The organism is Afipia sp. DC4300-2b1, from assembly GCF_049895725.1.
Classification (GTDB): Bacteria; Pseudomonadota; Alphaproteobacteria; order Rhizobiales; family Xanthobacteraceae; genus Afipia; species Afipia broomeae.
On sequence record NZ_JAFCSX010000001.1, the window covers coordinates 662,456 to 683,580 of the forward strand.

The window sequence follows — 21,125 nt, forward strand, 5'->3', positions numbered from 1 at the left end:
ACTTGCCGCCGCCAAATCCCGACAAAAGCGGCATCCAAAACTGCTTTTCCCCCAAGGAACACCGATGTCTCTCTCCGCGCTTGAAAACACGCTCAATGCCGCCTTCGAGGCCCGCGATACCGTCAACGCCAATACCAAGGGCGAGGTGCGCGACGCCGTGGAGCTGGCGCTCAACCTGCTCGACAAGGGCGAGGCGCGCGTGGCCGAACGTCAGGCCGACGGCAAATGGCATGTCAACCAGTGGCTGAAGAAGGCGGTGCTGCTGTCCTTCCGTCTCAACGACATGGCGCCGATCACCGGTGGGCCCGGCGGCGCGCAGTGGTGGGACAAGGTACCCTCGAAGTTCGAGGACTGGGGCGAGAACCGTTTCCGCGATGCCGGCTTCCGCGCCGTGCCGGGCGCGATCGTCCGCCGTTCCGCCTTCATTGCCAAGAACGTCGTGCTGATGCCGTCGTTCGTCAATCTCGGCGCCTATGTCGATGAAGCGACCATGATCGACACCTGGTCCACGGTCGGCTCCTGCGCCCAGATCGGCAAGCGCGTGCACATCTCCGGCGGCGTCGGCATCGGCGGGGTGCTCGAGCCGTTGCAGGCCGGTCCTGTGATCATCGAGGACGACTGTTTCATCGGCGCGCGTTCGGAAGTCGCCGAAGGCGTTATCGTGCGCAAGGGCGCGGTGCTGGCGATGGGCGTATTCCTCGGCGCATCGACCAAGATCGTTGATCGCGAGACCGGCGAGACCTTCATCGGCGAAGTGCCGGAATATGCCGTGCTCGTTCCCGGAACGCTGCCGGGCAAGCCGCTGAAGAACGGACAGCCCGGCCCGAACACCGCCTGTGCCGTGATCGTCAAGCGCGTCGACGAGCGCACCCGCTCCAAGACCAGTATCAACGAACTGCTGCGGGACTAAAAGGTAGAGCGCGTCACGCCTTCAATGTCATTGCCGGACTTGTTCCGGCAATCCCGACAACGAAGGTGTGGCGCCCTCTTGATCGAGATCACCGCGAGCAGATTGGATTACGCAGTCTACGACTGCCATGCCCGGTGATGAAAAGTTTGGGAAACCAATGTCGACCGACGCCCTCTCCATCGCCCGTGATCTGCTGCGCTGTCCCTCGGTGACGCCGGCGGACGCGGGCGCGCTCGGTGTGCTGGAGAAGCTGCTCGGCGATGCAGGGTTCGAGGTACATCGCGTCACCTTCTCCGAACCTGGCGCGGCCGACATCGACAATCTCTATGCACGCATCGGCACGGAGGCGCCGCACATCACCTTCGCGGGCCACACCGACGTGGTGCCCGCCGGTGACGAAGCGGCGTGGAGCCACGGCGCATTCGCCGGCGACGTCAAGGACGGCATGCTCTATGGCCGCGGCGCGGTGGACATGAAGGGCGGCATCGCCTGCTCGGTTGCCGCCGTGCTGGAGTATCTCGCGGCCAATGGCGGCAAGGTGAAAGGCTCGATCTCGTTCCTGATTACCGGCGACGAGGAAGACATCGCCGTCAACGGCACGATCAAGCTTTTGCAGTGGGCGGCGGATCGCGGCGAAAAGTTCGATCACTGCGTCCTTGGCGAGCCGAGCAACGTCAACGAAATGGGCGACACCATCAAGATCGGACGGCGCGGCTCGCAATCCGGCACGATCATTGTCGATGGCGTGCAGGGTCATGTCGCCTATCCGCACCGCGCCTCCAACCCGGTGCCGGATATCGCGGCGCTGATCGTCGCATTGAGCAGCGATCCGCTCGACAAGGGTACCGATCACTTCCAGCCGTCGAATCTCGAATTCACCTCGGTCGATGTCGGCAATCCGGCCTGGAACGTGATTCCGGCGCAGGCGCGCGCGCGCTTCAACATCCGCTACAACGACTGCCACACCCGCGAATCCCTCCGCGCGCTGATCGAGGAGCGCGTCACCAAGGCGAGCGGCAACCGCATCAAGGCGCATGTGGTCTGGGAGCCGTCGAACGCCGACGTGTTCCGGACCAGGCCGGGGCCGTTCACCGATCTCGTCATCGCCGCCATCGAAGACGTGACCGGCCGCAAGCCCGAGCTGAACACCGGCGGCGGCACCTCGGATGCACGCTTCATCACGCATTATTGCCCGGTGCTGGAATTCGGCCTTGTCGGCCAGACCATGCACCAGATCGACGAACGCACGCCGGTGTCCGATCTCGAAAAGCTCACGAAGATCTATCGCGGCGTGCTGGATCGCTATTTCGCATGAATGACCCGGACATGAGCGGACATATCGTTGTTCTTACCGCCATCGATACCGAACTGAACAAGGCCCGCGCGCCGGAAGGTGTCGAGGTGATCTACACCGGTGTCGGCAAGGTCAATGCGGCGAGCATCGCGACGCTGGCGGTGATGGCGCTACAACCGAAGCTGATCATCAACTACGGCACCGCGGGCAAGATCGCGCACATCCACAACGGTCTCGTGGAGGTCGCGCACACGGTTCAGCGCGACATGGAAGCGATGCCGCTGGCGCCGCGCGGGCGCACGCCGTTCTCGCCGGAGATGGACCGGCTGTCGTCCGGTCACGGGACCGTTGTCTGCGGCACCGGCGACAGCTTCGTGACCTCCGTCGATCCGTGGCTGGTCGAGAACAACATCGACATCGTCGACATGGAACTGTTCGCAATTGCCCATGTCTGTCAGCGCCACAACGTGCCGTGGCGCGCGTTCAAGTTCATCACCGACGCCGCCGATGAGAACGCCGCGGATCACTGGAACGAGAATGTCGCGGGTGGCGAGGACCTGTTCTGGGAAGTGATGAAAGATATAGCGCGATAGTCGCTTCGTACCGTCATTGCGAGCGAAGCGAAGCAATCCAACTTCTCAGATGTGCCGACAAAGAGTGGAATGCTTCGTCGCTTCGCTCCTCGCAATGACGATGTACCGAACTAATACTCCACCCGCACCAGATAGAGGCCGTCCGGCGGCGCGACGGGACCGCAGGCCGTGCGGTCGCGCGCTTCGAGCGCACGGCGCATGTCGCCGGACGTCCAGCGTCCATGGCCGACCCAGACCAGCGAGCCGACCATCGAACGCACCTGGCTGTGCAGGAACGAGCGCGCCGAGGTCGTGATATTCACGTCATCGCCGTCACGCGTCACATCGAGTGCGTCCAGCGTCTTCTCCGGCGATTTCGCCTGGCATTCGGTGTCGCGGAAGGTGGTGAAGTCGTGCTTGCCGACCAGCACCTGCGCGGCTTCCTGCATCGCCGCGACATCAAGCGGCCGCGGCACGCGCCACGCGTGCCCCGCTTTCAGCGCGAGGTTCGCCCGGTGATTGACGATGCGGTAGATGTAGTGGCGCTTGGTCGCCGAAAACCGCGCATCGAAAGTTTCCGGCACGATCTCGGCGGACAGCACGCCGATGGGGTGCGGGCGCAGATGGGCGTTCAGCGCATCGCGCACGCGATCGGCCCTGTAGTCCTTTGCCAGATCGATATGCGCCACCTGCCCGAGCGCATGGACACCGGCATCGGTGCGGCCTGCGCCATTGACCCGCACATCCTGACCGGTCATCGCCTTCACGGCATCTTCCAGCGCGCCCTGCACGGACGGGCCCTTGTCCTGATACTGCCACCCCCAGAAGGGAGCGCCGTCATATTCGATGAGGAGCTTGTAGCGGGGCATCAGCTCACGCGCGCCGGAGGCTTGAGGGGCGTGCCGTTGAGAAACGCCTCGGCCTTCATCGGCGGCTTGCCGGCGCGCTGCAAGTCCAGGATGCGGATCGCGCCGTCGCCGCAGGCAATGGTCAGGCGATCGTCGAGCACGTCGCCCGGCGCACCGGAGCCTTTCGCCAGTTCACAGCGCAGCACCTTGATGCGCACCGGTTCGCCATCGATGGCGATTTCGAACCATGCGCCGGGAAACGGCGACAGGCCGTGGATATGCCGCAAAACCTCATGCGCGGATTTGGTCCAGTGGATCCGCGCCTCGGCCTTGTCGATCTTGGCCGCGTAGGTGACGCCCTGCTCGCTTTGTTTTGTGAGTTGCAGCCCGCCGCGCGACAGTCCGCCCATCGCACGCACCATCAGGTCCGCGCCCAGCGGCGCCAGCGCATCGTGCAGATCCTGCGCGGTCATGGCGTCAGTGATCGGCAGCCGTTCGGCCATCGCGACATCGCCGGTGTCGAGCCCGGCGTCCATCTTCATGACCATCACGCCGGACTCGGCATCGCCGGTCATGATCGCGCGCTGGATCGGCGCGGCGCCGCGCCAGCGCGGCAGCAACGACCCGTGCAGATTGAAACAGCCGAGCGGCACGGCATCCAGAATATTCTGCGGCAGGATCATGCCGTAAGCCACGACAACGGCGGCATCGGCATTGTGCGAACGGAATTCCGCCTCCTCTTCCGGCGTCCGCAACGTCTTCGGCGTCAGGACCGGAATGCCGAGTTGCCGCGCCGCCTGCTCCACCGGGGTCGCCTGCAACTTCATGCCGCGTCCGGCGGGCTTTGGCGCGCGCGTATAGACTGCCGCAATCTCATGGCCGTGGTCCGCCAGCGCCAGCAGGGTCGGCACCGCGAAATCCGGCGTGCCCATGAAGATCAGACGAAGCGGCATGAGAAGCTCCGGCTTATTTCGCCGCGAGCTTGGCGGCCTTGGTGAACTTCTTCATCACGCGATCGCGCTTGAGCTTTGAGAGATAATCCACGAACAGCACACCGTTGAGATGGTCGATCTCATGCTGGATGCAGGTGGCGTAAAGCCCGTCGGCTTCCTCCTCGTGCATCTTGCCGTCGAGATCCATAAAGCGCACGCGCACCCGCGCCGGCCGCTCGACCTCCTCATAGTATTCCGGGATCGAGAGACAGCCTTCCTCATAGACCGACATCTCTTCGGACGAGGACAGGATTTCCGGATTGATGAAGACGCGCGGCTCCTTCTCCCCTTCCTTCTTGGAGAGGTCCATGGTGATCAGCCGCAGCGGCACCGCGACCTGGATCGCGGCAAGGCCGATGCCCGGTGCGTCATACATGGTCTGGAACATGTCGTCGGCAAGCGCCCGGATTTCGGGCGTGATCTTTTCGACGGGCTTCGAGATCAGCCGGAGCTGCTTGTCGGGAAGAATGATGATGTCGCGATTGGCCATGGGCGCGATGTAATGGGAGCGCCCGCCGCGGTCAAACCCGGCGTGAGGTCAGGCGCTTGGCCGGGGACGAATGCTGTTAACCGGCGATTAACCATAAAAATCAGGGAGTTATTAACCATAAAATGTTCCCTATTCGTTCGCGTCGCGTGCCGAATCGGGTTACAAAGGGGGCATGAACGAGATCCTTTTCATGGCCGGCGATGTGCCGGTTCACGTTGGCGCCGCCCTGATTGCATTCGGCGTGCTCGCGCTGCTGTTGTTGCTAACCATCGCCATCGTGATCGCGCGCTCAGGCCGAAAGGGCGCGGAGGCTGCCATGGCGCAGGCGGTGCGCGCGGACGAGTTGGAAGAGCGGCTCGCAGAAGTGCTGCGCATGCAGAACGAATCCACCGGCCGGGTCCATGAAATGGGACAGGCGCTGGTGGGGCGTCAGGCGGAAATGGCCCGCGCCGTCAACGAACGGCTGGATTCGGTGACGCACCGCGTTGGCCAGTCCATGGAGCAGACCACGCGCAACACGATGGACTCTCTGCGCGTGCTGCACGAGCGCCTCGGCATTATCGACAACGCGCACAAGAATCTCACCGACCTCACATCGCAGGTGACGACCCTGCGCGACGTGCTCGCCAACAAGCAGTCGCGCGGTGCATTCGGCCAGGCGCGGATGGAAGCCATCGTTCAGGACGGCATGCCGAAGGACTCCTATGCCTTTCAGCACACGCTATCGAACCGGACTCGCCCCGACTGCGTGATTTTCCTGCCCGATCAGCGCCCGCTCTGCGTCGATGCAAAATTTCCGCTCGAAGCCTTCACCGCGCTCCGCGATGCGCGCAGCGACGAGGAAAAGAAAGTCGCCACCCAGCGGCTGCGGCAGGACGTGATGAAGCACGTCAACGACATCGCCGAGAAGTATCTCATTCCCGGCGAGACACAGGATACGGCGCTGATGTTCGTGCCCTCGGAATCGGTCTACGCCGAAATCCACGATGGCTTCGACGATGTGATCCAGAAGGCCTACCGGGCGCGGATCGTGCTGGTGTCGCCCTCGCTTTTGATGCTGGCGATCCAGGTGATGCAACAGATCCTGAAAGACGCGCGGATGCGCGATGCCGCCGACCAGATCCGCACCGAGGTCATGCATATGTCGGACGATCTCGGCCGGCTGCGCGACCGCGTGCTCAAGCTGCAGAAAGATTTCGGCAATGTGAATGAGGACGTGCGCCAGATCCTGATTTCGGCGGAGAAGATCGAAAAGCGCGCCGGGCGTATCGAGGAACTGGACTTCAGCAAGAGCAGCGAGCCTGCAGACGCGACGCGCGTGGTGTCCTCCAGCGACCTGTTTCCGCCACATCCCCTGCGCAAGCTGCAGGCGGGGGAGTAATCGTCGCAATCGGGATTTACCCCCAACCCCGGCGCTCCGCGCCGACCCTCCCCACACGGGGGGAGAAGAAAGACTTTGCTCGCCGCGCCTCTTATCCCTCCCCTGAATGGAGAGGGTGGCTGACCGGAGGTCAGCCGGGTGGGGTGACCGGCCAAGAATCTGCTAACACCGCTGCATGACAGTTCCTGACACAGCGAAAGCCGAAAGCCCTCCCCGCGCTTCGTGGCGCGAGGCATTTGCAGTCTATCTGCAGAAGCGCGTGCTGATCGTGCTGTTCCTCGGCTTCTCGTCGGGACTGCCGCTGGCACTGTCAGGCTCGACGCTTCTGGTGTGGATGCGGGAGTCCGGTGTCGATCTCGGCACCATCGGACTCTTTGCACTGGTCGGCACGCCCTACACCCTGAAATTCCTCTGGGCACCGCTGGTTGACGCGCTGCATGTGCCGCTGCTGACACGCCTGCTCGGACGGCGCCGCGGCTGGCTAGTGTTCGCGCAATTGCTGCTGATCGCCGCGATCCTGCTGCTGGCGCTGACCGATCCGGCACGCTCGCCGTTTTATGTCGCGCTCGGTGCGCTGCTGGTCGCGGCCGCGTCGGCAACGCAGGATATCGTGGTCGATGCCTTTCGCGTCGAAAGCCTGCCTGAGAGCGAGCAGGCCGCCGGCATGGCCTCGTATGTCGCTGCCTATCGCGTCGGCATGCTGATCTCCACCGCCGGTGCGCTGTTTCTGGTCAGCGGCTTCGAAGCCACCGGCCTCACCAAGCCGATCGCATGGATGTGGGGCTACATCGCGATGGCGGCGATGGTGCTGATTGGGATGATTGCCGCGCTGGTCGCCACCGAGCCTGAACAGTCGCGCCGCGCCGAGGAAGCGACCTCCGGCGAGAGCGCCATCACCCGCGTCATCACCGCCGCAGTGGGCGCCTTCACCGAATTCCTGACGCGGAAAGACGTCTGGGCGGTTCTGGCGTTTGTCATTCTCTACAAGTTCACGGACTCGTTCTCGGGCACCATGACCGCGCCGTTCGTGATCGATCTCGGCTTCACCCGCAACGACTATGCCGCCATCGTCAAGGGCGTCGGACTTGCCGCGACACTGATCGGCGGATTCGCCGGCGGCTTTCTCGCCCGCGCATGGTCGCTGGAAGCGTGCCTGTGGATTGGCGGCGTGTTGCAGGCGATCTCGAATCTCGCCTTCGCGTGGCTTGCTTACGTCGGGCTCAACCAGTGGGCGCTGGCGCTGGCGATCACGGTGGAGAATTTCACCGGCGCGATCGGGACCGTGATCTTCGTCGCCTATCTCTCTTCGCTGTGCCAGAGCCCGCTACACACCGCGACCCAGTATGCGCTGCTCACCGCGTTCGCAGCCATCGGCAGAACCTATCTCTCCGCAGGCGCGGGTTATGTCGCGCAGGCCACCGGCTGGCCGGCATTCTTCGTGCTCAGCGTGCTGGTCGCGGTGCCGAGCCTGATCCTGCTGGCGTGGCTGCAGCGGCGCGGCCACTTCAAGACGCTCGGGCAACGCAAGAACGTAGCGGCATAGCCGCAACGGACAGCCCAATCAGGCCGCTTTCTTCTTCGATGCCTTGCTAACCAGCGCCGCAACCGGCCCGATGGTCTTGCCGACCATCTTTCTGTAGCCCGCCGCATTGAAATGCTTATCGCCGCCGCCCACGGTGAGCGCTGGATTCTGATGATCCGCCACATTGTACACCGGCGGGCGGATCACATACGTGTCGATCCCCTTCGCCCGCAGGCGGCTGACGATGCCCGCGACATTCGCCTGAACTTCCGCCATGCTTACTCCACGGCGAATATCGTTGATCCCGATCCAGATCACCGCCACCCGCGTGCCGGAAGGAACAGCCGAATCCAGACGTCCAGCAAGGCCGGAGCTTGTATCGCCGTTGATGCCGCCATTGCTGACAGTCACGTTCAGACCTCGCGCGTTTAGCGCGGCCTGAAGCTGACTCGGATAGTTCTCAGAGGGAGAGATGCCCTTGCCGTAAACGTTGCTGTCGCCGATCACCGCGACCTGCACCTGCGCGCGTGCGGAATGCACGGCCACCGGAGATGCGAGGAAAAAACCCGCAACGATAAAGGAAACGAACAGATTGAGCCGCAATGACATAACCCGCCCCCCAAAACTGATTTCCAAAATCAGCAGACTAGGGCGGGCGTCCGAATATCGTCAAGCACGTCAGTGCTTGGTCACGACGCTCCACTTGGTGACGACGGCGTCGCTCAACTGCCCGGCGGCCTGCGCGCAGGCCATCTCATTGGCCTTCAGCGCGATGCTTTTCCCGATAAAGGGCTTCAGCGCCGCGGCTTCTGCGTCGCTGTTGGTCACGATCTGAAATGTTTCGGGACCGGTTTCCAGATTGCACATACCCGACGGTGGCGGCAAACGGCGCGGTTCGCTGGTGAGCTGATACGTAATGACCCGCTTCTTCTTCGGTCCAGAACGCATCGCGGTCAGTTCGCCGGACAAGACTTCGCCAGCGTTGATCGGCTTCGCCTTCTGCTGCGCCATCGCGCCGGATGATGAGAGCATTGCAAGGCATACGGCCAGGCAGCCAGCGGTCAGTTTTGCCGGGGCATTCACGAACAGTCGGGAGATCATGCGGTTTCCATTTGAGTTTCAGAACAGTGTCCGCTGCCGCATGGCGGCCGACAGCGTTCCTTCGTCGAGATAATCAAGTTCCCCGCCGACCGGCACACCGTGCGCCAACCGCGTGACCTTGACGTTGGCATCCTGCAACAGGTCGGTGATGTAGTGCGCGGTGGTCTGGCCATCGACGGTTGCATTCAGCGCAAGGATAATTTCCGTCACGCGCGGATCGAGCGCGCGCTGCACCAGTGCATCGATGGTCAGATCCTGCGGGCCGACGCCGTCGAGTGGCGACAGCGTGGCGCCGAGCACGTGGTAAAATCCATTTGTGGCATGAGCGCGTTCAAGCGCCCACAAATCCGCGACATCCGCCACCACCACGATGATCGAGGGATCGCGCCGTGCATCGGTGCAGACCGTGCAGGGATTCTGCGTATCGATATTTCCGCAGGTGTTGCACACCTGGATCTTCTCAATCGCCACTTGCAATGCCGCCGACAGCGGCGTCATCAGGGCTTCGCGCTTCTTGATCAGATGTAGCGCGGCACGCCGCGCCGAGCGCGGGCCAAGCCCTGGCAGCCGCGCCAGCAACTGGATCAGCCGTTCGATTTCCGGACCTGCGACCGAGGAGACCATCAGAGCATTTTCACGTTAAGAAGGCGCATCGCGGCTCTAGCCGAGACCCAGCCCCGGAGGCAGGCCGAGGCCGCCGGTCAGCGCCTGCATCTTTTCCTGCATGGCGGCTTCGGCCTTGCGGCGCGCATCGTTCTGCGCCGTCACCAGCAGGTCTTCGAGAATCTCGCGCTCGTCGGCTTTCATCAGCGACGGATCGATCTTCACGGCCTTCACTTCGCCCTTGGCGGTCATGCGCACATTGACGAGACCGCCACCGGACAGGCCTTCGACCTCGATGGTGTCGAGTTCATCCTGCAGCGCCTTCATCTTGGACTGAAGCTGCGCCGCCTGTTTCATCATGCCGAGAAAGTCAGCCATGAACGGGTCCCTTTATCGAATTGAGTTAGAGATCGTCGTCTTCTTCAGCCGCAGCAACAGGCCCGGATTCATCCACACCGGAGCCGGTATCCGGCACGATCCGCCGCACCTCCACCAGTTGCGTACCAGGAAAGCGTGACATCACGGCCTGCACGCGCGGATCGGCCTGTACGCCGTCGGTGAGTTTTTCCTTCGCGGCCTGTGCCTGTGCGCGCAGCGTCGGCTCGCCTGCCTCGTTGGAGACGATCACGGTCCAGCGCCGCCCGGTCCAGAATTCGAGCTTGCGGGACAGATCGTTGATCATCGAACGCGCGGCGCTGCGTTCCAGTGCGACCTCAAGCCGCCCGTCTTCCATCCGCACCAGCCGCACATCGGCTTCCAGCGCGGACTTGATTTGGACATCGCGTTTTTCGCTCGCGAGCGCCACGAGCTCCGCAAATGTGTTTAGCCGTCGCGCGGGCGCGGCTTCAGCCGGAGCGGGCGTAGGCGCAATCATCTGCGGACGCGGTGATGTATCGAGCGCCGGCCGTGTGCTCGATGCCACCGCCCGCAACTGCGACCCGTCATCGCCGCCTGAAGACAGCATGGCGGACGGCGCACGCGGCGCGGCGTTGCCAGCCCCATTGCCGCTCATCGCAGGCGACGAGCCGCCATTGGCGTCGATCATCCTGATCGCCTCGTCCGGCGTCGGGAGATCCGACACATAGGCGATGCGCACCAGCACCATTTCGGCGGCGGCTTGAGGACGCGTCGCGGATTGCACTTCCGCGATGCCCTTGAGCAGCATCTGCCACATCCGTGACAGCACGCGCATCGAGAGCTTGGCGGCGAAATCGCGCCCCCGCGTGCGCTCGGTTTCGCCGAGCGCCAGATTGTCCGCCGTGGCGGGAACGACCTTCACCCGCGTCACGAAGTTCACGAACTCCGCAAGGTCGCTGAGCACCACCACCGGATCGGCGCCGGTGTCATACTGGTCGCGGAATTCCTTGAAGGCGGCGGCGATGTCGCCGCTCGCCAGCGACTGGAACAGATCGATGACGCGGGTGCGGTCGGCCAGACCAAGCATCTGCCGCACGTCTTCGGCGCGCACCATGCCCGCCGCATGCGCAATCGCCTGATCGAACAACGACAGCGAATCGCGCACCGAGCCTTCTGCCGCGCGGGCGATCAGGCCCAGTGCTTCGGGCTCGGCCCCAACGCCTTCCTTGGCCGCGATGTTCGCCAGATGCGCCATCAGCACATCAGAATCGACGCGCCGCAGATCGAAGCGCTGGCAGCGCGACAGCACCGTCACCGGGACTTTGCGGATTTCAGTGGTGGCGAACACGAACTTGGCGTGCTCGGGCGGCTCTTCCAGAGTCTTCAGGAAGGCGTTGAACGCCTTCTCCGAGAGCATGTGGACTTCGTCGATGATGTAGACTTTGTATCTTGCGCTCGAAGGCGCATAGCGTACGCCGTCGGTAATCTGCCGCACGTCGTCGATGCCGGTATGCGACGCCGCGTCCATTTCGAGAATATCGATGTGCCGGCTTTCCATGATGGCCTGGCAATGCACGCCCATCTTCGGCATGTGGATGGTCGGCCCTTTGACCGAGCCATCCGGCAGTTCGTAATTCAGCGCGCGGGCGAGAATGCGCGCGGTCGTGGTCTTACCGACGCCGCGCACCCCGGTGAGAATCCAGGCCTGCGGAACGCGCCCCGCCTCGAACGAATTCGAGATGGTCCGCACCATCGCTTCCTGGCCGATCAGATCCTCGAATGTGCCGGGACGGTATTTGCGTGCGAGAACGCGGTAGGCGGAACTTGAGCCTGCCGACGGGGCTGGCGTTCCGCCGAGTTCGAAACCCGGCTGATCGTCCGCAGTCGCGCCGGCAATGTCAGCATCGGTCATCAATCGATCCGCGATTGAGCACGCTAGGCACCAGGCGCGCGTTGCGCCGCTGCGGACGCACGAAAAAAGAGAAGTAGGAGACTGACGAGCGACCCGATCCGGACCTCGTTAGGGCTGCTTCCTTCCGGACCTGACCCGGTTGGCGAGTGGCTCGTCCACCGCCAATCTCCCGGTCCCTATTTGGGGCCAAAAGCGCCGGAAAGCAAGCGCGCGGCGCACCTTCGCACCACGTTGTTTCAGCTTGCAAAATGGCCTGCCTCGTGGTCCGGCCGCTGCGGGTCCAGCCCCGCCCGGACAAAGGCATGGAAGCCCCGCGCAAAGCCGGGCATGACAGGTGTTGTTTGCAGCACTGCACTCTGCAAAATTGCCGGAACCGCTCCTGTTCCGTATCCGACGTTCAGAAACCTAATGTCCCCTTCCGCCTGGTCGCTCCATCCAACCCTCGAGAAAGACACCATCAGCATCGGCGATCTGCCGCTGTCGCGCGTGCTCGTGATCAAGGATGCGAATTATCCGTGGGTGCTGCTGGTGCCGCGCCGGCCGGACGCGGTCGAGATCATCGACCTCAACGAGATCGAACAGGCGCAACTGACCACCGAGATTAACCGCGTCGCGCGGGCCCTGAAAGAGGTCACCAAACCCGACAAGCTGAACATCGCTGCGCTGGGCAATGTCGTTCCCCAGTTGCATGTTCATATCATTGCACGCCGGACCACCGACGCCGCATGGCCGCGGCCGGTCTGGGGCGCAGTGCCGCCGCTGGCGCACGATCCGCAGGAAGTCGAAGCCTTCATCGCCGCGCTCCGCCGCAAGATCTGGCTGAGCTGAAAATCCGGACTGATCAATGACAACAAAAAATGATCCCTTTCCGCTCGGACAGCCCGGCTTCGTGTCGCATCCGATCGACCGCGCGGCGCATATCCGCACCGACGCCGAAAAACTGTTCGCGCTGGAAACCCATCGCAATGCGCGGGCCTATGTGGTTCATCGCGATTCGCTGGTGGTCACCCTGGGCGCCGACGGCCCCCGCGCACTGCTGACGCTGGATGAAGCGCACAAGTTCGGCGCCAATCCCGGCACCATCTTTCTCGGACTGCACGAAGGCGCGGCGATATTCGGCATGGGCATCAGTGCCACCGCCGCGGAAGACCTGATGGGCCGGCAGGACGTCGGCGTGGAAAATCTACGGGCGGTTGCCGCAAGCGGCGCCATACCGGCGCGCGAACTCTCCACCATCGCGATGGCGAAGTCGCTGGTGAGCTGGCATCAGCGCCACGGCTTCTGCGCCAACTGCGGTTCGCGCTCATCGATGGCGGATGGCGGCTGGAAGCGCATTTGCCCAAGCTGCAAGACCGAACACTTTCCGCGCACCGATCCGGTCGTCATCATGCTGGTGACCGCGGGCGACAGATGCCTGATGGGCCGTCAGTCGCAGTTTCCGCCGACCATGTGGTCGTGTCTCGCCGGATTCGTCGAAGCCGCCGAGACCATCGAGAACGCCGTGCAGCGCGAGATTCTCGAAGAGGCCGGCATCCACTGCACCGACGTGCGCTACTACATGACGCAGCCTTGGCCCTATCCGTCATCGCTGATGATCGGCTGCACCGCGCGCGCCACCACCACTGACATTACCGTCGACAGGAACGAACTGGAGGACGCCCGCTGGTTCAGCCGTGATGAAGCCGTGGCGATGCTGGCGAAGACGCACCCCGAAGGCTTGACAGGGCCGCATCCGGTCGCCATCGCGCATCATCTTCTGGCGAACTGGATCAAGGAAACAGCCTGACCGATTTTTACGGTTCCCTTGAACGGGAACCGCGTGGCGTGTCATCGATTGTCTCAATCACGAGCATTTCCGGCGAGGCGCAGTGTCAGTGAATATCCAGAATCAACCACGCAAGGCATCTCCACGCATTGTCTGTATCGGGATGCCGGTGCGCGATCTTATTTTCCGCGTGCCGGAAGTGCCCGCGCGCGGCCAGAAGGAATATGCCAGCGAGTTCGTCGAGGTGGCCGGCGGCAATTCGCCCAACGCCGCCATTTCGATTTCACGGCTCGGCGGGCGTGTCCTGCTGGCAGGCCCGATCGGCGGTTTGCTTGCGGCGAGCAATGCCATCATCGATGATCAATTCAGAAGGGAGAGGATCGACACCAGCGGACTTGTTGTCGTCGATGACGTGGTCACACCGATCTCCAGCGTGCTGATCGATCCGAGCGGTGAGCGCACCATCGCCACCTTCCGCGATCCCAAACTGTGGACCGTGGCGCTACCGCCATCGGACACGCTGCTCGCCGACTGCGATGCCATTCTGATCGAAAGCCGCTGCGCGGAATTCGGCACCGATGTGTGCGCGGAAGCCAGCCGCCGCGGCATTCCCGTGGTGATCGACGGCGACCGGATGATGTCGATGCGCGAAGGGCTCTTGCAGGTCGCCTCCCACATCGTGTTTTCGGCAGAGGCGCTGCACGCAACCGCCGGCGAAAGCGATGACGTGACTGCCCTGCGCAAGCTCGCGCTGGTGACCCCTGCATTGCTCGGCGTCACATCGGGCGCCAGGGGCGTGATCTGGCTCGACCCGCAGGGTCAGCCGAAACACATGCCGGCCTTCCCGGTCCATACCGTCGATACGCTGGGCGCGGGCGACGCCTTCCACGGCGCCTTCACGCTGGCCGTGGCGGAAGGGCAGCCGCTGGAGCAGGCGATGCGATTCGCCTCCGCGACCGCCGCCCTCAAATGCACCCGCTTCGGCGGCGCCTTCGGGTCGCCGCAACGCGCTGAAGTTGATGCCCTTTTGGCCTCCAGCCCGGTCACCCTCCCAGCATAGAGACCCTCTAAAGCCGCAAATCCAGGCTTGTCAGAGAATGATTTTCTATATATGAGGTATACAGCCCTCAATTATGGAAGAAAGTTCTTCTAATGTCTGACGCTGCTGTAGCAATTCTTGACGCTCCGCGCCGCCTGGACGCGATCGATCGCAAGATTCTGACCGTTTTACAGGACGACGCTTCGCTTTCGGTCGCCGAAATCGGCGATCGGGTCGGCCTGTCCTCGACGCCGTGCTGGAAGCGCATTCAGCGCATGGAGGCCGAAGGCATCATCCTGCGCCGCGTCGCGCTGGTCGATCAAAACAAGATCGGCCTCGGGATTTCGGTGTTCGTTTCGGTGGAAAGCGGCGATCACTCCGACGCCTGGCTGAAGAAATTCGCCGACGCCGTCAGCGCCATGCCCGAGGTAATGGAGTTCTACCGGATGGCGGGCGATGTCGACTACATGCTGCGCGTGGTCGTCGCCGACATGCAGAGCTACGATATTTTCTACAAGAAGCTCATCAGCGCTGTGGCGCTGAAGAACGTCACGTCACGCTTCGCGATGGAAAAGATCAAATCGGTGACCGCGCTGCCGGTGCCGGCGCTGACTGCAGCTTAGTTTCTCCTTCTCCCCGTTTACGGAGAAGGTCGGGATGAGGGGCAAGGGTTCCACCAGCAACATTAAAGTGCCCCTCACCCGGATTGCCATAGCGCGTCGCAGACGCGCGTAAACGCGTTTATGGCAATCCGGCCTCTCCCCGCAAGCGGGGCGAGGTTAAGAAACCTCAAATCTTCTGATTGTACTCGCCGACTTCGGGATGGGTGCGCAGCACCGAATCCATCGCCTCGAACATATCGCGCATGCGCTGTTCGGAGACCGGGCTCTCGACCACCACCACAAGCTCCGGCTTGTTGGATGAGGCCCGCACCAAGCCCCAGCTTCCGTCCTCGCAGGTGACGCGCACGCCGTTGACGGTGACCAGATCGCGGATCGGCTGACCGGCGACCTTGTCACCCTTCGCCTTCAGATCCTCGAAGTGCTTCACGACCTGCGCTACGATTCCGTACTTGGTTTCGTCGGAGCAATGCGGCGACATGGTCGGCGACGACCAGGTCTTTGGCAGCGCATCCTTCAGGTCAGCCATGGTCTTGCCCGGCGCATGGTCCAGCATCTCGCAGACCGCAATTGCCGAGACGAGGCCATCGTCGTAGCCGCGGCCGATCGGCGCGTTGAAGAAGAAGTGGCCGGACTTCTCAAAGCCCGCCAAAGCCTTCAGCTCATGGGTGCGGCGCTTCATATAGGAATGGCCGGTCTTCCAGTAGGTGGTGTGGGCACCCTGCTTTTGCAGCACGGGATCGGTCACGAACAGGCCGGTCGATTTCACGTCGACCACGAACTGCGCGTTCTTGTGAATCGCGGACATGTCGCGCGCCAGCATCACGCCGACCTTGTCGGCGAAGATTTCCTCGCCGGTATTGTCCACCACACCGCAGCGATCGCCGTCGCCATCGAACCCGAGGCCGACGTCGGCCTTGTGCTCGAGCACTGCATCGCGGATCGCGTGCAGCATTTCCATGTCTTCGGGATTCGGATTGTACTTCGGGAAGGTGTGATCCAGCTCCGTGTCGAGGCGGATGACCTCGCAGCCGATCGCTTCCATCACCTGCGGTGCGAATGCACCGGCGGTGCCGTTGCCGCACGCGACGACCACCTTCAGCTTGCGCTTCAGCTTCGGACGCTTGGTGAGATCGGCGATGTAGCGCGCCGGGAAATTCTCGTGAAACTGATATCCGCCCGCGGGCTTCAGCTTGAAATCTGCGTTGAGCACGATCTCTTTCAGGCGATTCATTTCGTCCGGGCCGAAGGTCAGCGGGCGGTTCGCACCCATCTTCACGCCGGTCCAGCCGTTGTCGTTATGCGAGGCGGTGACCATCGCCACGCACGGCACATCGAGATCGAACTGCGCGAAATACGCCATCGGCGTCACCGCGAGGCCGATGTCATGAACCTTGCAGCCGGAGGCCAGAAGGCCGGAGATCAGCGCGTATTTGATCGAGGCAGAGTAGCTGCGGAAATCGTGCGCGGTGACGATTTCCTGCTTCTGGCCCATCTCGCCGATCAGGGTGCCGAGGCCCATGCCGAGGGCCTGAATGCCCATCAGGTTGATTTCCTTGCCGAACAGCCAGCGCGCGTCGTATTCGCGGAAGCCGGTCGCCTTCACCATCGGCTCGGATTCATAGGCATAGGTATTCGGAATCAGTTCGGGCTTTGGCTTCGGAAACATTCAGGGGGCCTCATGGCAGGGCGGGCGGGCGATATCCAGCAGCTTTAACGAATGCTTGGAACCGTGGAAAGGCGGGAGCCGGGTGTTTAGGAGCAAAATGCGGCATATTGGCAGCGAGCTTGTACAGCCTTCATTCAGATCGGACCCGCATGACCGACCGCCGCCTTGAGTATCCCGCCACCTTGCGTAACCGCGACGTCATCCTCGACGTCCTGCGCGGTGTGTTGCCCGCGTCCGGACTTGTACTGGAGATCGCCAGCGGCTCCGGCGAACACGTCGTGCATTTCGCGCGGGCTTTTCCGGGCCTGACGTTTCAACCCTCGGACCCCGAGGACGCCGCCTTGCAAAGCATCGCGGCGTGGACGAAGGACAGCGGTCTTCCCAACATCCGCCCGCCTGTGGTGCTCGATGCCTCATCAGGCCACTGGCCGGTGACCGCCGCCGACGCCATCCTCTGCATCAACATGATCCATATTTCTCCCTGGCAGGCGACGACAGGCCTGATACGCGGCGCTGCGAAACTGATGCGCATCGGCGCGCCGCTCTATCTGTACGGGCCGTACCGGCGAGCGGATGTGGTCACTGCGCCGAGCAACGAGGCGTTCGACGCGAGTCTCAAGTCTCGAAACCCGGAATGGGGATTACGCGATCTGGAAGCTGTGGCGGAGGTGGCGCGGGCTGAGGGATTTTCGGCCCCGGCGATCACTGAAATGCCGACGAACAATCTGAGCGTGGTGTTTCGGCGGATATAGTCGTTATTACAAGGGAAGCGAAGCAATCCAGAACTGCAGGCACGAAGCTGGATTGCTTCGTCGCAAGCACTCCTCGCAATGACGCAGCAGCCGCTATCGCTTACTGCTCCATCACCAGCTTGCCGCCGGCCATTTCAAACCGGCGAAGCTTCGACAGATAAGACATGCCGAGCAGATTTTCCGACAGCGCGTCGTCGGGCAGCACCAGCGCATCGACATCGCGTACGACGAGGCCGCCGATATCGACCATCGCAAGGCGCGTGCGCGCGGCCCTGATCGAGCCATTGGCGGTTGAAACATTCGCGGTGTATTCGCTGGGCCGCGGACGAATGCCGATCAGCGCCGCCGAGCTTTCGTTGAGTGCGATCACCGAAGCGCCGGTATCGACCATGAAGCCGATACGGCGGCCATCGACGCGAGCGTCGGTCTGGAAGTGCCCCCGGCTGTCGCGCGAAATGGTGACACTCCGCAGGCCGGCATTGCCTGTGGTTTTCGGCTGCACCGACGCGAAGGCATTCATCGCCTTGGACTTGTCGACGGACTGAGCCTGCGCCTTTTGCGAGGTCATCTGATCGGCGACCTTCGCCATGGACGTGCCGAACACAACCAGCAGGGCCGCCAGAATCATGATGTTACGCATCACACATACGCCTGTTATCGCCCGGTCCCATGTGGACCTTACGGGAAGCACGTCACAGCAGGCCGAAATGACCGCCCGGCACCTTCAAAGGAGGCTTTTTCCGAAATAAGGGTGAGGGAAGCGTTAATTCTCACGTTCCGCGGGGCTTGACCCGGCGGGTCGGCGGTGCGGACGCGGGATCTTCAGGCCAGGGATGGCGCGGATAGCGCCCGCGCAGATCGGAGCGAACCGCCGCATAAGACCCGCGCCAGAAGCCCGGCAGGTCGCGCGTCACCTGCACCGGGCGATGCGCCGGCGACAGCAGTTCCAGCACCAGCGGGATTTTGCCCTTCGCGATCGACGGATGAACATTGAGCCCGAACAATTCCTGCAGGCGAACCGCAATGGTCGGCCCCTGCTCGGCCTCATAGTCGATCGGCAGCGACGTTCCGGTCGGCGCCTCGAAGTGCGTCGGCGCTTCGCGATCGAGTCGCGCGCGCATTTCCCACGGCAACAGATTCATCAGCGCGTCGGACAGGTCGCCGGCGGAAAAATTTGCCAGCGAGGTCTTGTCGTACAGTGCCGGCACGAGCCAGTCGCCTCGTGTCTCCGCCAGCGCATTGTCTGAAAGATCGGGCCATTCCTCAGGCGAGGCCGCGCGCAAAAACATCACGCGGTCGCGCCATTGTTTCAGCGGCTTCGACCATGGCAAGCGCTCCAATCCCGCAGCGACAAGACCGTCGGCCAGCACCCGCGCTGTCTCTGCCGAGGGAGAAACCGGAAGGGTTTGTTCTGAGAGCGTGATGGCGTGAAGTTTCTTCCTGCGCCGTGCGCGCAGCGCCATCGCGGCGCGATCGAACGTGATCTCGTCGTCGGTCTGGATATGATCGGCGAACTGCGCCTCGATCTCGGCCTGCGTGATCGGCGCCGCCAGCAGGATGCGCCCGTTCGCCGCCGTGCCGGTCAGTTCCGCCACCGCGATGTAAGGCGATTTCGCCAGCGCGGAAGTCTGCTCGATGCTCGCGCCGCGCCCGTTGGCGAGCACGAACGAGCCGTTGCCGCGATTGCGTGCGACACGATCCGGGAATGCGAATGCGAGCATAAGCCCGGTGGAGAGTGAACGATCTGTGATGTCGAACGGTTCACTCGCCGCCACCTGTTTGGCCCAGCGCTCCGCCAGTTGCCGCGCGCTTTGCGCCCGCTGCGACCGGTCGCGGCGGAAATTATCCAGCCGCGCATCGAGATCGGCAATGTCTCCGCCAAGCCCGCGCTCGGTGAGAATGGCCGCGATCAGTGCCGCCTCATCACCCGAACCAAGCCGATGCGAATCCACGATCATGCGCGCAAGGCGCGGCGGCAGCGCCAGCGCACGCAAACTGTTGCCCTCGGGTGTGATCCGCCCTGCCTCATCGAGCGCATTCAGTTCACGCAGCAGCGCCCGTGCTTCAGTCAGTGCCGGAAGCGGCGGCGGATCAAGGAAGGCGAGGGCCGAAGGATCGCCCGCGCCCCAGTGCGCGAGGTCGAGCACCAGCGACGACAGATCGGCGGACAAAATCTCGGGCCGTGTATAGGCCTCCAGCGATGCGGTCTGCGGCTCGTCCCACAGCCGGTAACAGACGCCGGGCTCGGTGCGGCCAGCGCGGCCCCTGCGCTGATCGACGGCGGCGCGCGAGGCGCGAATGGTTTCAAGCCGCGTCAGTCCGATGTCGGGTTCATAACGCGGCACCCGCGCCATCCCGGAATCGACCACGATGCGCACGCCCTCGATGGTCAGCGACGTCTCCGCAATCGAGGTGGCCAGCACCACCTTGCGCTGCTCCTTCGGCGGCGGCGAAATCGCGCGGTCCTGCACGCCGGCATCGAGCGCGCCGAACAGCGGCACGATCTCGGTGTTAGGATCGCTGACACGCTCGCTGAGAAAATTCTGGGTGCGGCGGATTTCGGCGGCGCCCGGCAGGAACGCCAGCACCGAACCGCTATCTGCGCGCAGCGCCGTGGCGATGGCGTCCGCCATCTGCCGTTCGATCTGCACATCCGGCTTGCGGCCGAGATAGCGCGTATCGACCGGAAACGCGCGGCCTTCGCTGGTGATCACCGGACAATCGCCGAGCAGTTTAGCGACCCGCGCGCCATCGAGCGTCGCGGACATCACCAGAATGCGCAGATCCTCGCGCAAGCCGGTTTGCGCATCTCGCGCCAGCGCAAGGCCAAGGTCCGCATCCAGCGAGCGCTCATGAAATTCGTCGAACAGCACGGCGGCAACGCCGTTCAATTCCGGATCGTCGAGAATCTGCCGGGTGAAGATCCCCTCAGTGACCACCTCGATTCGGGTCGCGCGCGAGACCTTCGAACCGAACCGCACGCGATAGCCGACCGTCTCGCCGACCCGCTCGCCCAGCGTCTGCGCCATGCGCTCGGCCGCGGCGCGCGCCGCGATCCGGCGCGGCTCCAGCACGATGATCTTCTTACGTCCGACCCAGTCCGCATCCAGCAGCGCCAGCGGCACGCGCGTGGTCTTGCCCGCGCCCGGCGGCGCGACCAGCACGGCAGTGCTGCCGCGCGCGAGCGTCGATGTCAGGTTGGCCAGAACCGCATCGATGGGAAGAGGCGTGGAGAAATCAATCATCGGAACAGATATAGCCGTCATTGCGAGCGAAGCGAAGCAATCCACTCTTAAGA

General features: G+C 63.3%; 21 protein-coding genes and 1 other RNA gene. 10 read left to right on the forward strand and 12 right to left on the reverse strand.

What is annotated here, in order from left to right; translation table 11 throughout:
- Window positions 1-64 precede the first annotated feature (64 nt).
- The 3 genes from dapD (at window position 65) to ACP7AL_RS03325 (ending at window position 2,797) form a co-directional block, all read left to right on the forward strand.
- Window positions 65-910, forward strand: a complete 846-nt coding sequence (dapD, locus tag ACP7AL_RS03315; protein ID WP_425988832.1) for a 2,3,4,5-tetrahydropyridine-2,6-dicarboxylate N-succinyltransferase — start codon at window positions 65-67, stop codon at window positions 908-910.
- 157 nt (window positions 911-1,067) lie between these two features.
- On the forward strand, window positions 1,068-2,225 hold the full coding sequence (gene dapE, locus ACP7AL_RS03320; RefSeq protein WP_425988835.1) for a succinyl-diaminopimelate desuccinylase: 1,158 nt from the start codon (window positions 1,068-1,070) through the stop codon (window positions 2,223-2,225).
- On the forward strand, window positions 2,222-2,797 hold the full coding sequence (locus tag ACP7AL_RS03325; RefSeq protein ID WP_425988838.1) for a 5'-methylthioadenosine nucleosidase: 576 nt from the start codon (window positions 2,222-2,224) through the stop codon (window positions 2,795-2,797). Before dapE ends, ACP7AL_RS03325 begins: the two co-directional genes overlap by 4 nt.
- A 110-nt stretch (window positions 2,798-2,907) precedes the next feature.
- On the opposite strand, the gene truA is transcribed toward ACP7AL_RS03325, so the two are convergent.
- Genes truA through def form a run of 3 tightly spaced genes read right to left on the reverse strand, consistent with a single transcriptional unit; the run spans window position 2,908 to window position 5,106 of the window.
- Window positions 2,908-3,645, reverse strand: coding sequence for a tRNA pseudouridine(38-40) synthase TruA (truA, locus tag ACP7AL_RS03330; protein ID WP_425988840.1), 738 nt, complete (start codon window positions 3,643-3,645; stop codon window positions 2,908-2,910).
- The gene (gene fmt / locus ACP7AL_RS03335; RefSeq protein WP_425988842.1) at window positions 3,645-4,577 is read right to left on the reverse strand and encodes a methionyl-tRNA formyltransferase; all 933 of its coding nucleotides are present in this window, start codon (window positions 4,575-4,577) and stop codon (window positions 3,645-3,647) included. Before fmt ends, truA begins: the two co-directional genes overlap by 1 nt.
- A 13-nt stretch (window positions 4,578-4,590) precedes the next feature.
- Complete coding sequence (def, locus tag ACP7AL_RS03340; RefSeq protein ID WP_024920492.1) at window positions 4,591-5,106, reverse strand: peptide deformylase; 516 nt, start codon at window positions 5,104-5,106, stop codon at window positions 4,591-4,593.
- Window positions 5,107-5,278: 172 nt separating this feature from the next.
- Here def and ACP7AL_RS03345 point away from each other — a divergent pair, with 172 nt between their 5' ends.
- The gene (locus tag ACP7AL_RS03345; RefSeq protein WP_024920493.1) at window positions 5,279-6,487 is read left to right on the forward strand and encodes a DNA recombination protein RmuC; all 1,209 of its coding nucleotides are present in this window, start codon (window positions 5,279-5,281) and stop codon (window positions 6,485-6,487) included.
- Between the two features lie 175 nt (window positions 6,488-6,662).
- Window positions 6,663-8,030, forward strand: a complete 1,368-nt coding sequence (locus tag ACP7AL_RS03350; protein WP_425988846.1) for an AmpG family muropeptide MFS transporter — start codon at window positions 6,663-6,665, stop codon at window positions 8,028-8,030.
- Between the two features lie 18 nt (window positions 8,031-8,048).
- Here the strand turns inward: ACP7AL_RS03350 and ACP7AL_RS03355 are convergent, their stop codons facing one another.
- From ACP7AL_RS03355 to ffs, 6 genes are all read right to left on the reverse strand, one after another.
- Window positions 8,049-8,618: a GDSL-type esterase/lipase family protein gene (locus tag ACP7AL_RS03355; protein WP_425988849.1), complete on the reverse strand. Its 570-nt coding sequence runs from the start codon at window positions 8,616-8,618 to the stop codon at window positions 8,049-8,051.
- Window positions 8,619-8,687: 69 nt separating this feature from the next.
- The gene (locus ACP7AL_RS03360) at window positions 8,688-9,110 is read right to left on the reverse strand and encodes a hypothetical protein (protein ID WP_425988852.1); all 423 of its coding nucleotides are present in this window, start codon (window positions 9,108-9,110) and stop codon (window positions 8,688-8,690) included.
- An 18-nt stretch (window positions 9,111-9,128) separates the two neighbouring features.
- Window positions 9,129-9,734, reverse strand: coding sequence for a recombination mediator RecR (gene recR / locus ACP7AL_RS03365; protein ID WP_006022333.1), 606 nt, complete (start codon window positions 9,732-9,734; stop codon window positions 9,129-9,131).
- A gap of 36 nt (window positions 9,735-9,770) precedes the next feature.
- Complete coding sequence (locus ACP7AL_RS03370) at window positions 9,771-10,091, reverse strand: YbaB/EbfC family nucleoid-associated protein (RefSeq protein ID WP_006022334.1); 321 nt, start codon at window positions 10,089-10,091, stop codon at window positions 9,771-9,773.
- A 25-nt stretch (window positions 10,092-10,116) separates the two neighbouring features.
- Window positions 10,117-11,982 carry a DNA polymerase III subunit gamma/tau gene (locus ACP7AL_RS03375; protein ID WP_425988856.1) on the reverse strand — a complete coding sequence of 622 codons (1,866 nt, stop codon included), beginning with the start codon at window positions 11,980-11,982 and terminating at the stop codon, window positions 10,117-10,119.
- Between the two features lie 73 nt (window positions 11,983-12,055).
- An RNA gene (gene ffs / locus ACP7AL_RS03380) (signal recognition particle sRNA small type) lies at window positions 12,056-12,152 on the reverse strand.
- 238 nt (window positions 12,153-12,390) lie between these two features.
- Between ffs and ACP7AL_RS03385 the strand changes: the two genes are divergently transcribed.
- The 4 genes from ACP7AL_RS03385 (at window position 12,391) to ACP7AL_RS03400 (ending at window position 15,409) form a co-directional block, all read left to right on the forward strand.
- Window positions 12,391-12,810 carry an HIT family protein gene (locus ACP7AL_RS03385; RefSeq protein ID WP_425988859.1) on the forward strand — a complete coding sequence of 140 codons (420 nt, stop codon included), beginning with the start codon at window positions 12,391-12,393 and terminating at the stop codon, window positions 12,808-12,810.
- A gap of 16 nt (window positions 12,811-12,826) precedes the next feature.
- Window positions 12,827-13,768 (forward strand): NAD(+) diphosphatase, encoded by a 942-nt coding sequence (gene nudC, locus ACP7AL_RS03390; protein WP_425988862.1) that lies wholly within the window; start codon window positions 12,827-12,829, stop codon window positions 13,766-13,768.
- Window positions 13,769-13,910: 142 nt separating this feature from the next.
- Window positions 13,911-14,807, forward strand: a complete 897-nt coding sequence (locus ACP7AL_RS03395) for a sugar kinase (protein ID WP_425990006.1) — start codon at window positions 13,911-13,913, stop codon at window positions 14,805-14,807.
- 92 nt (window positions 14,808-14,899) lie between these two features.
- Window positions 14,900-15,409, forward strand: coding sequence for an Lrp/AsnC family transcriptional regulator (locus tag ACP7AL_RS03400; RefSeq protein ID WP_006022339.1), 510 nt, complete (start codon window positions 14,900-14,902; stop codon window positions 15,407-15,409).
- A gap of 166 nt (window positions 15,410-15,575) precedes the next feature.
- Here the strand turns inward: ACP7AL_RS03400 and ACP7AL_RS03405 are convergent, their stop codons facing one another.
- Entirely contained in the window at window positions 15,576-17,075 is a 1,500-nt protein-coding gene (locus tag ACP7AL_RS03405) for a phosphomannomutase/phosphoglucomutase (protein WP_425988866.1), read from the reverse strand.
- Between the two features lie 149 nt (window positions 17,076-17,224).
- Here ACP7AL_RS03405 and ACP7AL_RS03410 point away from each other — a divergent pair, with 149 nt between their 5' ends.
- Entirely contained in the window at window positions 17,225-17,827 is a 603-nt protein-coding gene (locus ACP7AL_RS03410; protein WP_425988868.1) for a DUF938 domain-containing protein, read from the forward strand.
- 100 nt (window positions 17,828-17,927) lie between these two features.
- Here ACP7AL_RS03410 and ACP7AL_RS03415 read toward each other — a convergent pair whose 3' ends face one another.
- Together ACP7AL_RS03415 and hrpB are read right to left on the reverse strand one after the other, a co-directional pair.
- Entirely contained in the window at window positions 17,928-18,467 is a 540-nt protein-coding gene (locus ACP7AL_RS03415; RefSeq protein ID WP_425988871.1) for a TIGR02281 family clan AA aspartic protease, read from the reverse strand.
- Between the two features lie 130 nt (window positions 18,468-18,597).
- Window positions 18,598-21,072, reverse strand: coding sequence for an ATP-dependent helicase HrpB (hrpB, locus tag ACP7AL_RS03420; protein ID WP_425988874.1), 2,475 nt, complete (start codon window positions 21,070-21,072; stop codon window positions 18,598-18,600).
- Window positions 21,073-21,125 lie beyond the last annotated feature (53 nt).